This is a genomic window from Phocaeicola coprocola DSM 17136 (genome assembly GCF_000154845.1).
Lineage (GTDB): Bacteria > Bacteroidota > Bacteroidia > Bacteroidales > Bacteroidaceae > Phocaeicola > Phocaeicola coprocola.
Genome location: NZ_DS981457.1, coordinates 269,418 through 281,116 on the forward strand (window position 1 = coordinate 269,418; position 11,699 = coordinate 281,116).

Below are 11,699 nucleotides of genomic sequence, written 5' to 3' on the forward strand. Positions count from 1 at the left end.
ACAAGTCGAACGACGCCTTATGCCTGCGTGCGACCAAACTGCTAGAGGAACTGAAGCCAGAAAACAATTACATCATCCGTATGTGGAAAGAGTGTGGACTAGAAGCATCACATGCAGGCGACAGTCAGGCACTTATCCAGCTCAAAAAGAATTACTGTGACCTGAAGAAATGCTTGTACTGCCGCATCGGATATGAGTATTTCAAGAAAAAAGAAATATAATATTTCGAAGTAGTAACTAATTTTTAACTGTATCTACTTTTATCTGAATAGAAGGAATATAAATAGTTTGAACAGAAGGAACAGTAATAGTTCCTCTATCGATATTAGTAACTTCTGCTTTTACATCATTCACATAAATTTTATCCAACGGATAATATAGGTAAATTGCTCCATGATTGGAAATATGCCTCCAAAAGGAGTGAGTCTTTCGGATTTTATTGCTACCTTTGCCATGCCTGTTGCGGTTTTCTTTGTCTTTGGATTCGCAACACTAAGGTAAGTGAAAACGCTGACATGGCAAAAACCTGGGCAACAAAATGTTGCTCAGGAACTTATAAAAATAATTATCAATTATGTTGCGGAATTAAGGTTCCTAAAAAAATTTAAAGCAAAATATTTCCATATCCCCAAAAATAAAAGCAATGCCTAATTCAACATGTAAAGTTAGTATAATAGTTCCAAATTATAATTACGAACGATATCTAAAAGAGCGTATTAATTCTATTTTAAATCAAACATATACTGATTATGAATTAATCCTTTTAGACGATGCATCAACTGATAACAGTGCAGAATTACTTGCAAAATATAAAAACCATCCAAAAGTTTCACATGTCATTATCAATAAAGAAAATAGTGGAAGCCCCTTCAAACAATGGATGAAAGGAATTCTGCTGGCAAAAGGCGAATGGATATGGATAGCAGAAGCCGATGACTCATCAAAACCCAACTTTTTGGAAACGTGTATAGAGCAAATAGAAAAAGAAGAAAATATATCATTTGTTTATACCGGCTCTAATTTTATGGATCAAAATAGCCAAATACTAGGAGGAGATTTTAATAAATGGAATGGAAGAGATAAAATTAAAGTAGCAACATTCCCTGGCAAAAACTTAGCCGAACATAATTTATATTGGAGAAATACAATTATAAATGCCAGTGCTGCTGTATTCTCAAAAAACAATGCCCTAATACTACAAAATGAAGATTTTCTAGAAATGAAAAATTGTGGTGATTGGCTTTTTTGGTTTCGAATGGCATTGTTAGGTAAAGTAATTGAAATATATCAAAATCTAAACATTTACCGACACCATCAATCTCAAACAAAAAAAGGATTAGCAACAGGTCGTCTATGGGAAGAATTATTTCCAACTATTTTATATATGGAAAAGTACCTGCCTACAATTAGTAAATATAAGCGTAAATTATGTCATGCATCTATTTATAGACAGATACGTAAAACAAAAAATAGAGAAATAAAAAGAAAGTTGCAAGCTGCATACAAAAAAGCATTTAAGTCAAATCCAACTCTCGATTACTATTTTCTAAAGCTAAATCTTCACTTAAGTTTCATACCTTGGATTCTGACAGAAGACAGAGATCGTTTGCGGAAGAAGTAAATTACTTCTTCCGCAAATAATAATACATTTTCAATTTTAACGGAAGCATATATTTTTTCATAAAAGATCTCCTTCTCTCTCGCCAACAATATTCAGGTTTAAATATTTTTATCCCATATGTATAATATATACTTTGACGGGGGAAATATACTCTCCTTATTTTCCCTTTATAAATATAAGATAAAAACTGCCAAACATTTATTTTCGTCAAGACACGGTAATAATTAGACCCATCTTCGTAAATACCTAATTTATCGAATGTTGAAAATTTGATCTTACAGGGCATCTCTGAAAAAGCTCTTAAATAAAGACTTCCCCAAACAGACATCGCCTGTGAAAAATCTATATAATCATAAGCCCTTATTAATTGAGCAAATTGCTGTAAAGTACTTATATTATCCTCTACAATTTCTTGGGATTGCGTATATTTTAGATCTTTAAACTTAGGCTTTATACCACCCTCTTCATAATAATATCCTTTGGTAGAGGCATACAATGATGCAGAATAATATTGCTCTAATAATGTCACTATATCAGACTTATAGAGATTAGAACCATAAAAGCTATGAAATATTCCATAACGTGGAGCTAAACTTTCCGGTGCACACCCCAAATAAAATCCTTCCACCAACTGTCCACCTTCATTAGTAAGCATTCTATTTATCATCAGACGAGAAGTTCCTACCCATCCAATATCTACCAAAGCCTGCTTTTCGAGATCGAACAAACCCTCTTGAGTAAAATAATCAATGAGAATTTTACGTTCCTGTTGTGCTTTCTTTAAAATCATTTTTTTTATTTCAGTCGACTGTAAGACTTCAAAGAACAGATCTTCTTGCTCAGGGGTCAATATTTGTTTAAAAGTTATTCGATTAGTAAATGCATCTCCAAGTTCTTCTAGAGTGACATGAAGTCCATCAAGTATATCTTTTACCTTAACTTTATAATGATAAAAAGAAGTGATTCCTTTATTCTCATATATTTCTTCACGACTTAATGAATAAATGCTAGGTAAAAACAAAGAATAACGAGAAACAAATAAATAATTCAATTTAATTTCTGGATATCCCATCTGGACAACCTCAGCTATTTTATACAAGATATATCCATCTCGTGATAGAAAATGTAGTTTTGTTATTCCCAAATCCTTTGCTTTCCTAAAAAGGGAATCTACATAAGGATAATATAAAGAAGCAATAAAATCAGTAGCATTGTCGATATTATCACTTTTTTTCTGCAATGAAAGTCGTGTTGCACGCTGTAATCCTATCAAGACAGAAAGATCTGAATAAAAAGGGAAAAAAGTTGATGAAGATAATATAAATTGTTCTATAGGCGTATAATCAGAGTGAACCAATGTTGCTTTTATTCCTCTTTTTACTGCCTTCTTATAATCGCTATATAAATTATCACCATAGTGCTCCCATAAAGTAATAGAATTAAAATCTTTGCGTACTATTTCATATAAAGTTCCTTCACTTTTGGTAGCCTGATATTCACACGAAACAAAAACCTTATCATCAATATCAGCACACCCTTCTTCAAGAAGTTTAGATTTTAAAACATGCTCAGGCAAATACATATCAGAAATAAAACAGATAGTATAACCTTCATTACGTTTCTGCGCAATCAGCTGTTTTATTTCACTAACAGCGACAAGCTCTGTCAACTCTAACTGAGTTTCCATTGCTATAAGCTGTTCAACATTCCATTTGGGAAAAGAAACCGAATCAAATTCGGTATATATATCCTCTAGCTTTAGATAATTATCTTTTAAGCGAATCATTGCCTTTTGTTCCGCTTCTTTACGCCATTGAAAGAATGAATTTTGCAAAGATTGATTTTGAGGATATATACGTTTAGATAAAAGATAAAAAATATTATCTGGACTACCACATTTACGAACCAATGTCGTATCAAATATATCAAATGAAGCTAATTTCATAATTTTTTCACCAAATATAATCATACAATTTTAGTCTATCACGCTTTATAGTAACCAGCCACGGGCAAATGAATCTTAAATACTTATTCAGATGGAAAAGTCTCAAATCGGAGGCTTTTCCTCCTAGACGCTCGCTTAAATACCTGCTAAGTTCTATTCTTTTGTCTGCATCATTTACTTTCTTTATTTTACGGTATATCATACCATGGGCCAATCGACGTTTGTATTTTTTCATCTCAGGAAAAGTCTTTTCCATCAAAAAAAGGACATCAATATCTTCCTTTATACGATTACCTAGCCTAACACCTTCTACACTGACTTTTGCAGTATGTTGACGGAACTTATTTAGCTGAGCATAAATTTCAAACATATCTCCTTGCAGAAGCATTTGAAACCAGAAAACCCAATCACCGCTATACCTCATGTTTACAAAAGAAGAATCGAATAAATTAATAGCATAAGAACGACGAAACAAAACTCCACTAGCATTGATAACACAATTGTTCCAATACATATTATGTTCCGCATAAGCTTTTCCCGGAAATCTACAAGCAGATACAGCTGGCTTATTCTTTCCCCAGTAATTAGCTTCTTGCGGCAATATCCTGCCATTCTCATCTATATATTTCGAGGCAGTCATACACACAGATATATTGGAATATTTCTGAACCTGTTCCACACAAGTTTCCAAAAACGTAGACTCGCACAAATCATCTGCTTCTGCTATCCAAATCCATTCGCCTTTTGCCAGCAGAATTCCTTTCATCCATTGTTTGAAGGGACTTCCTGTGTTTTGTTCATTTACAACCAAATGAGAAACATGAAGATTGTTCTTATATTTGTCAAGAATCTCTAAACTGTTGTCTGTAGAAGCATCATCCAAAAGTATAAGTTCAAAGTCTTGAAAAGTCTGATTCAAGATTGACGTCAAGCGCGCATCCAAATAACGTGCATAATTATAATTAGGAACGACAACACTGACCAATGGAACTTTTTCATTCATAAGCACAAAATTCTACGTTTTAACAGCAAAATTACATAAATAAAACAACGATATAGAATTTTAATCACATATGCTGTCTGGAAAAGGAATAAAAAGTAAACAAACGCTCTATAATATCAGGATATTTAGCAGAGAATTTACGGGCAAACAAGCAAGAGGAGTTTTTTAACTCCTCAAAATCCTCAAGCTGCCAGACGTAAGGACTTCCGCGTTGCCAGTCAATGGCTCTTACACTACCTTTTGAAGCATCCGACAAATCATAGATATTCTCTCGAAAAGGAGAATTCCATATCAAGGACTGAATAAAGATTTCATCCGGACACAGTGTATATTTGAATGTTTTCATAATATAGGCTTTCTTGTCAACCAAATAATGACAGAAACTATCGGTAATACTAATCCATTGAAAACCTTTATAAAAACTATCCCAGACATGCTTCCGCCTAAATTTTATCAGTTTCTGAATTCCTAAACAAACATTACGGGTAAAGGCTGTTATTCCATGCACAAAGGAAGAACCTCCTTTAAAATAGCGAGTAAACAAATAATATCTATATACTTTACGGTATACATCTTTACGATGGCTTGGCTCATTCCAGAATCCAATAAATTCTTTTCCCGCATGTTTCTGAAAAAATTCATGGATATAATCTTGTGTCTTAATCGGTAAATCAACTCCCGACAATAAATGATAATAAGCATACGGTCCATTTTGCAACGCAGCTTCAAACAGCCGATATTCTACTTCAACCTGGGAAAGGTCACCCCAATATACCGCTATACGGTTTTGCAGAATTATCAATTTACCTTTCTTCAACTGAAAATCCTTGAACTGATTGAATAATTCAACGGCACGGGCATCCATATGCAAATAAATATCATTACGCTCATCATCAAGCATGAACAATAATGTTTTTAACACGTCGGGCTCATTATGAGCTATTATCAGGTATGCATGCTTCATATCTTCCAATTATTTATTCAGGTTCTTGAAAAAATCTGCCATTGTATGGTCTTCGTGTATATATCCGTCTGCCTGTAAGCGGTCGAAAACACGGCTGCCTATCACACGATCGTATTCCTCATTCAGTTTTCCTTCTTTATACAAGCCATAAAAATAGCGCCAGTGACGTCCACCATGTTTACTGGGATTCTGCTCCAACTGCTTTCCGCCATTAATCATTTTCTCCAGAAACTGCTGACGGCCTCGGATATTATAATGATAAATACGGATATCACTTTTGCCGGAACGCTTGGGGAACATGGCTACCTTATGATTTCCCATCGAAATCCGGATGTATCCACGGGTACGGTGCATTACCTTAGGTATTTGTCTGCCAAAAAGTGAATAAGGGGAAAGATCATACTTATCCGTATCTGTTACAGGGTCTACAACATATTTCCATTCACGAAACGACTTACCTTCCTCAGGATACATATTCCGTATGGCGCACTTTATCACATTATCAGAAACATGTTTCAGTCCACTTTTCAAATTACCCGAAGGAGCATACCAAAACTCGTCAGCATCGGCATTGATAACCCAGTCGGCATGAAAAACAGTTTTAGCACACCAAACCATACGATCCACCCATTTTTTCTGGCGATAGTCGGTTGCCGGCTCCTGAATAATTTCTTTTATCCATCCCAATTCTTTATATTTACGAAGAATGTCTGGAGTATGGTCGGTTGAGTTATTATCAGTTACAATAAATCCATCTACCCCCATCTGCTTATGGAATATCAGGTTTTGTTCCAGTAATTCTTCCTCGTTCTTCACCAACAATGTCATATAAAGAATTGGATGAGAAGGCCGGCGCCAGCAGAACAAACTTTCGCACAAAGCATAGGTTACTTTCTTTATTAACGAAAAAATGATACTCATGGCAATTTAGTTTATAGGTACTTTTATCCATCTTGCTGGATAAATATAAGGAGTTTCTTCTTTCATAAACCAGCGAGAAGGAACAATAACAGTTTTATTCTTTCTCGGATTTAACCATGCTCCCCACCAACTGAAAGTACTATTACAGATAATATGGTTTCGACAATGACTCATCAGCATCATATCCTGCCAACTGTCATTTCCTTGATTCCAATCTATGTAATGGGCATTAGATAAAGATAAATTCTGTTTCACCCATTCTATATCATCAGAAAAAACATAAAAAGAAGGAGTTGAGTCATGCTTTTTCAATTCGGCTATGGCATTTTTATAATAGGGCAACTGACAGACACATCCGGCATTTGCCCAGAATTTCGGAAGTAAATAATCACCGCGACGAATGTGTATTGATACAGCATGCTCATCGGCATCTATTACTTTCATCATTTCACGACTCCGGATATTTATCAATTCCATATTAAAACAGAAAGTCTTTCTAACATCATCTTCGATGTCAGCAAAGAAACGCTCCGACTGATAAAATCCTTTGAAATAGATCAACGGCCAAGCATATTTTTTCTCAAAAGCTTCCATGGAGCCGTTTTTCTGTTTTCGCTCATAAACGACCTTACACAGTAAGAATTCCATAAGTTTCTTAAGTGTACGATTTATACAAAACTCGGTATGGGGCAAAGCAAATACCCGGTTCATTTCATATCCGTGATGTACATGGTAATGCATCATATCCGATAAGTCTATCTTTGTATGAGGAAAAAGTTTCTTCATCTTCAGATAGAAGGCATATATAAACATCTGGTTGCCTAAGCCACCTGTCATTTTTATTAGTCTCATATGTGGGCGTTGTTATACTTCAAAATCAGTTTCAAACATTCGTTGGCATCGAAACCTCTTGCCTTGGCGTATTCATCGGCAAGAATGGCAAACATTTCCGGCGTTCCCGGAAGGCGTTCAAAGTTACGGCAACCTTCTTCCATATTGACCGTGCGGAAACGGATACGGTTCAGGTCTATTATTTCTACCTCTACACCTTTGTCTGTATGCCGGAACAGGATATTCCCTCGCGAATAGTCTTTATGCAGATATCCTTTCTCATGGAGTGCAGCCGTTGTACGGGCAATGGCACGCAAAATTTCTTCTTGACCGGGGAAATCACCTCGCATCAGATTGACATACGAATATGGGCATTCCGACTTCAGACTGATATAATAGCTGCGTGTGAAAAGCAGTCCGTTACGCTCGGTATAATAGGCTACTGGAGCAGGACTTCCGATTCCTTCCCGACGGAGCATTTCGGCATACTCGAACGAACGTTGTGCTTTCGACGAACGGAACACTCCGTATGCGATGCGGTTAATCAGGTTAGGAACACGGAAGGACTTGATTACGACTTTCGTTCCGTACCAGTCCATTTCACGCAGTTCGTTGCGTCCTTTATAAATCACCGTTCCACTATCGTATTTAAACAAAGCAGGCAGGGCTTTTACATAACTCGTCAATGTACGGAAATCAGATGCCACATATACTTTCCGTGGATGAAACAAACGATAGATACGGTTCAGCAGTACCGACCACGAACGGCAATAGTGAAGCGGTCCTCCTAACTCACGTTCAAAAAACTCCGGATGACGCGCATTTAAAGCGTCTATCAATTTTCTCTTTAAACTACGATCGGACACACGTTTAGAACCAGTTCGTACCCGATAATACACTGACACCCGAGACAAGGCTACAACCTTTCCACCATCTTTTAACATAGCAATCCAAAAGGCCCAATCCTCTCTTGCAACAATATGCTTATCATAGCCGCCTACCCGTTCCCAATCTGATTTCCGATACAAAGCACAAATAGGTATCATATTCTTCCGGGCCAGCAACTTACGCGAAAAAGGAGGTAATTTCCATTCACCTTTACGGTTACCGAAATATTCAGCACGAGGACATACAGCTTTTATTTTCATGTCAGACAATATCACATGTACTGCATCAGACACAAAGGTTTCACTCATCTTGTCGTCGGCATCAAAAGGCAGTATAAACTCCCCTTTCGCCAGCCGAACAGCCTGATTTCGGGCTGCACAAGCTCCCCCGTTAGGTTGGGTATAAGCGCGTACACGCTGATCTTTCTTTGCATAGTCACATGCGATACGATACGAAGCATCTTTCGAGCCGTCGTCTACCACCACTACTTCGAAGTTCGGATAATCGGAAGCCAGTATAGAGTCGAGTGTTTCCGGCAGAAAAGCCTCCATATTATATACGGGTACTACAACCGAAACCAAAGGGGATTTATCCATATCTGCAATCATTAAATTTTATCGAGTCCTTTCGTATATTTCAACCAATAGTATTTCAAGGGATTCTTATATTTCAGTTGTTTCCACGGACGGCTTCCATGCGGACGATGCCAAACAGGAAGAGTGGTAAACAGATAGTTCTGAAAACCTTGTTTCAGGGCTTCGTGTGAAATGGTTACATCAAACCAGTTTTTTGTCGGGTCGAGCTGACGGAAATCGAAAGCACGGAGAAACTCCGGGGTAAGCAGTGAGCAACAGAAACTGCAATGTTTCTTTTCCGGATATACCTTGCCTTCATTACCTTTGGCATGCAAATATGGATAGTTGATAACTCCATTCTCGTCTACAGTTACAGCTGCCGCAATGGCACATCCTCTACGTGCTGCTGCTCCGTCGTACAATTCCTGTAAGGTGTTCTTCTTTACTACAACATCCGACTCTACAATAAGCAGACCTGCATCGTCGGCAATAGCCTCTTGCTGAGAGCGTTGAAGTACCAGCAGATAGTTTGGAGAAGGATGAGTTGTAATGTCGGATAAATTGACCAGACGAAAATTCAATTCTTTGGAAGCTTCCTCCAGACGTTTGGTGTTCTCTTCTGTACTGAAGTCATTGTACACTGTATAAGTAAAAGGAACTTTAATGTCGGAAGCTAAAATGGCACGCACTGTTTCGAGAGTAAAATCTATCGAATCTTTTACTGGAGTTATGATATGCAAACATTTCATATGAACATCATTATTAAAGTACAAAGGTAGATAAATTACCAACACTAGGTAGACAAAATACCAACATTTTTCAAATCTACACAAAGATTTCATTTCATCCAATTATAAATGTAAAAAATACTACCTTTGCACGACTTTAGAAAAAGCAAGTATGAAAGTTATCGTTGACAATAAAATACCTTATATAAAGGAAGCTATCGAAGCGCTCGCCGATGAAGTGGTTTATTTGCCGGGAAAAGAAATTACTCCGGAAGTCGTAAAAGATGCTGATGCACTGATTACCCGTACACGTACTCGCTGCGACCGTACCTTGCTGGCAGGCAGTAAGGTAAAGTTTATTGGAACGGCCACCATCGGATTCGATCATATCGACACAGTTTATTGTCACGAAGCAGGTATTACATGGAGCAACTGTCCGGGATGTAACGCCGGTGCAGTTGAACAGTATCTGCATTCATCATTATTACTGTTAGAGCAGGAAAAGAGCATCACACTGAAAGATGCTTGTCTAGGCATTGTCGGAGTAGGACATGTAGGCAGCCGCATCCAGCAACTGGCAGAGCGTTTAGGAATGCGCGTGCTCCTGAATGACCCTCCTCGGGCCGATCATGGAGAAAAAGGATTTGCCGACTTGCGCACACTGGCATGCGAATGTGATATCATAACTTTTCATACGCCACTGGAAAGAAGTGGGAAATATCAGACTTATCACTTGGCAAATGAATCTTTTTTCAACCAGCTGGAAAAGAAACCGTACATAATTAATACGTCACGCGGAGAAGTTATAGAAACTGAGGCAATTCTGAATGCTTTATCTGCCGGGAAAATATCTGGAGCTATAATCGATGTGTGGGAAAATGAACCGAATATTAACCTTGAGCTGTTAGATAAAGTATTTATCGGCACTCCACACATAGCTGGATATTCTGCCGACGGAAAAGCAAATGCTACCCGAATGGTACTGGAATCATTTTGTCGTTTCTTCGGAAAAGAAATGAAATTCTCTATTGTTCCTCCCGAACAACCGCATGTACCTTACGACAGCAACGAAAACGTCCGCCAGTTACAGATGTACAATCCGCACCTGGACTGTGAAGTCTTGCGTACACACCCGGAAACATTCGAACAGTTGCGTAGCGAATACCATTTACGACGGGAATGAAAGCAAACGTTCTATCACTTGTGGATAGTATGTGTATTCCAGTGCATGCACGCGCTGAGCAAGGGTTTCGACGGTATCATCGGATAAAACGGGACATTTCGCCTGAAAAATAATATCTCCCTGATCGTAATGTTCATTAATATACTGAATAGTAATACCACTTTCATGTTCACCCGACGCCAGAACTGCTTCATGAACGTGCATACCATACATTCCTTTTCCTCCAAATTTAGGAAGTAACGAAGGGTGTATATTTACTATTTTATGTGCATAATCATGCAATATATCTTCTGGAATACGCGACAAAAAACCTGCCAGTACGACAAAATCGACTTTGAAGCTTTTCAAAACCTCAAGTCCCTTACCCGCAGCAAAATCCTGTGGAATTATGATCTCGCATGGAACATTCAGGATATGAGCACGCTCAACAACACGGGCGGTAGGACGTGAGGCTATCACAACTGCTACTTCCACCGTAGCATGACCACTGAAATAACGGATAATGCGTTCGGCATTTGTTCCTTCACCCGAAGCTAAAATGGCAATTTTTTTCATTGATTCACCTTTTTTGTGCACATAATATATAAAATTGTGCAAAGAAATTGCATTTATTTGGCTGAATATTTGTATAGAACGAGAAATATTTATTTCTTTGCACCGAAAAATAATTAAAATTATTCTATTTATAAATAATAGTTCGTTAAAAATTCGCCAAGCCTAAGCGGCTCTGGCAGTAAATAAAATGAGTTCTTTGAAAAGTTTGTCAATAACTTGCATGTCTGGGTTAATCCCGAACACGCAAATAAATCGTTCAAGCATATAAGCATTGTGTATGAATGACTTGCAAGAGGATATGGAATAGGCTATTCCGAGCCTCTTACATGCCGCTTTGGCCAAGTTGACAGCTGCGAGCGATGCATTGAAGTGAAAATCCAACTTCCTGAAGTCGGTTGACTGGCAGTTGGTGATTCCTGCATGCTGCTTGCCATCTCTAAAGCAAAATTCCAGTTGGAACCTGGTTCTGTAATAATCCAGCACCT

10 protein-coding genes and 2 pseudogenes are annotated in these 11,699 nt (G+C 37.7%); 3 read left to right on the plus strand and 9 right to left on the minus strand.

From position 1 onward, the window contains the following. Positions 1–221, plus strand: a pseudogene (locus tag BACCOP_RS19590) (DUF2851 family protein); the annotation flags it as partial. Positions 222–643: 422 nt separating this feature from the next. Next, positions 644–1,621: a glycosyltransferase family 2 protein gene (locus BACCOP_RS05145; protein WP_007567015.1), complete on the plus strand. Its 978-nt coding sequence runs from the start codon at positions 644–646 to the stop codon at positions 1,619–1,621. A gap of 1 nt (position 1,622) precedes the next feature. Here BACCOP_RS05145 and BACCOP_RS05150 read toward each other — a convergent pair whose 3' ends face one another. The 7 genes from BACCOP_RS05150 to BACCOP_RS05180 all read right to left on the minus strand — a co-directional run bounded on the left by BACCOP_RS05150 (position 1,623) and on the right by BACCOP_RS05180 (position 9,497). Continuing rightward, positions 1,623–3,590 carry a hypothetical protein gene (locus BACCOP_RS05150; RefSeq protein ID WP_007567017.1) on the minus strand — a complete coding sequence of 656 codons (1,968 nt, stop codon included), beginning with the start codon at positions 3,588–3,590 and terminating at the stop codon, positions 1,623–1,625. Then, positions 3,574–4,569, minus strand: a complete 996-nt coding sequence (locus BACCOP_RS05155; RefSeq protein WP_007567019.1) for a glycosyltransferase family 2 protein — start codon at positions 4,567–4,569, stop codon at positions 3,574–3,576. Before BACCOP_RS05155 ends, BACCOP_RS05150 begins: the two co-directional genes overlap by 17 nt. A 64-nt stretch (positions 4,570–4,633) precedes the next feature. Continuing rightward, the gene (locus tag BACCOP_RS05160; protein ID WP_040311843.1) at positions 4,634–5,533 is read right to left on the minus strand and encodes a beta-1,6-N-acetylglucosaminyltransferase; all 900 of its coding nucleotides are present in this window, start codon (positions 5,531–5,533) and stop codon (positions 4,634–4,636) included. A gap of 9 nt (positions 5,534–5,542) precedes the next feature. Further along, positions 5,543–6,454 carry a glycosyltransferase family 2 protein gene (locus BACCOP_RS05165; RefSeq protein WP_185150260.1) on the minus strand — a complete coding sequence of 304 codons (912 nt, stop codon included), beginning with the start codon at positions 6,452–6,454 and terminating at the stop codon, positions 5,543–5,545. A 6-nt stretch (positions 6,455–6,460) separates the two neighbouring features. Further along, positions 6,461–7,306, minus strand: a complete 846-nt coding sequence (locus BACCOP_RS05170) for an alpha-1,2-fucosyltransferase (protein WP_007567024.1) — start codon at positions 7,304–7,306, stop codon at positions 6,461–6,463. Further along, complete coding sequence (locus BACCOP_RS19595; RefSeq protein ID WP_083779547.1) at positions 7,303–8,769, minus strand: glycosyltransferase; 1,467 nt, start codon at positions 8,767–8,769, stop codon at positions 7,303–7,305. The genes BACCOP_RS05170 and BACCOP_RS19595 overlap by 4 nt, the downstream gene beginning before the upstream one ends. An 11-nt stretch (positions 8,770–8,780) precedes the next feature. Next, positions 8,781–9,497 (minus strand): glycosyltransferase family 2 protein, encoded by a 717-nt coding sequence (locus tag BACCOP_RS05180; RefSeq protein ID WP_040311845.1) that lies wholly within the window; start codon positions 9,495–9,497, stop codon positions 8,781–8,783. A gap of 151 nt (positions 9,498–9,648) precedes the next feature. Between BACCOP_RS05180 and pdxB the strand changes: the two genes are divergently transcribed. Further along, positions 9,649–10,659, plus strand: a complete 1,011-nt coding sequence (pdxB, locus tag BACCOP_RS05185) for a 4-phosphoerythronate dehydrogenase PdxB (protein WP_007567030.1) — start codon at positions 9,649–9,651, stop codon at positions 10,657–10,659. On the opposite strand, the gene purN is transcribed toward pdxB, so the two are convergent. Both purN and BACCOP_RS05195 read right to left on the minus strand, forming a co-directional pair. Next, entirely contained in the window at positions 10,645–11,214 is a 570-nt protein-coding gene (gene purN / locus BACCOP_RS05190; RefSeq protein WP_007567032.1) for a phosphoribosylglycinamide formyltransferase, read from the minus strand. The genes pdxB and purN overlap by 15 nt on opposite strands. Positions 11,215–11,376: 162 nt before the next feature. Beyond that, positions 11,377–11,699, minus strand: a pseudogene (locus BACCOP_RS05195) (transposase); the annotation flags it as partial.

Bases quoted from the DNA above. Each gene is read 5' to 3' on its own strand.
- BACCOP_RS05170 (WP_007567024.1), bottom strand. From the start codon at position 7,306: ATGAGACTAATAAAAATGACAGGTGGCTTAGGCAACCAGATGTTTATA.
- BACCOP_RS05150 (WP_007567017.1), bottom strand. From the start codon at position 3,590: ATGATTATATTTGGTGAAAAAATTATGAAATTAGCTTCATTTGATATA.
- BACCOP_RS05165 (WP_185150260.1), bottom strand. From the start codon at position 6,454: ATGAGTATCATTTTTTCGTTAATAAAGAAAGTAACCTATGCTTTGTGC.
- pdxB (WP_007567030.1), top strand. From the start codon at position 9,649: ATGAAAGTTATCGTTGACAATAAAATACCTTATATAAAGGAAGCTATC.
- BACCOP_RS05160 (WP_040311843.1), bottom strand. From the start codon at position 5,533: ATGAAGCATGCATACCTGATAATAGCTCATAATGAGCCCGACGTGTTA.
- BACCOP_RS05145 (WP_007567015.1), top strand. From the start codon at position 644: ATGCCTAATTCAACATGTAAAGTTAGTATAATAGTTCCAAATTATAAT.
- BACCOP_RS05155 (WP_007567019.1), bottom strand. From the start codon at position 4,569: ATGAATGAAAAAGTTCCATTGGTCAGTGTTGTCGTTCCTAATTATAAT.
- BACCOP_RS19595 (WP_083779547.1), bottom strand. From the start codon at position 8,769: ATGGATAAATCCCCTTTGGTTTCGGTTGTAGTACCCGTATATAATATG.
- purN (WP_007567032.1), bottom strand. From the start codon at position 11,214: ATGAAAAAAATTGCCATTTTAGCTTCGGGTGAAGGAACAAATGCCGAA.
- BACCOP_RS05180 (WP_040311845.1), bottom strand. From the start codon at position 9,497: ATGAAATGTTTGCATATCATAACTCCAGTAAAAGATTCGATAGATTTT.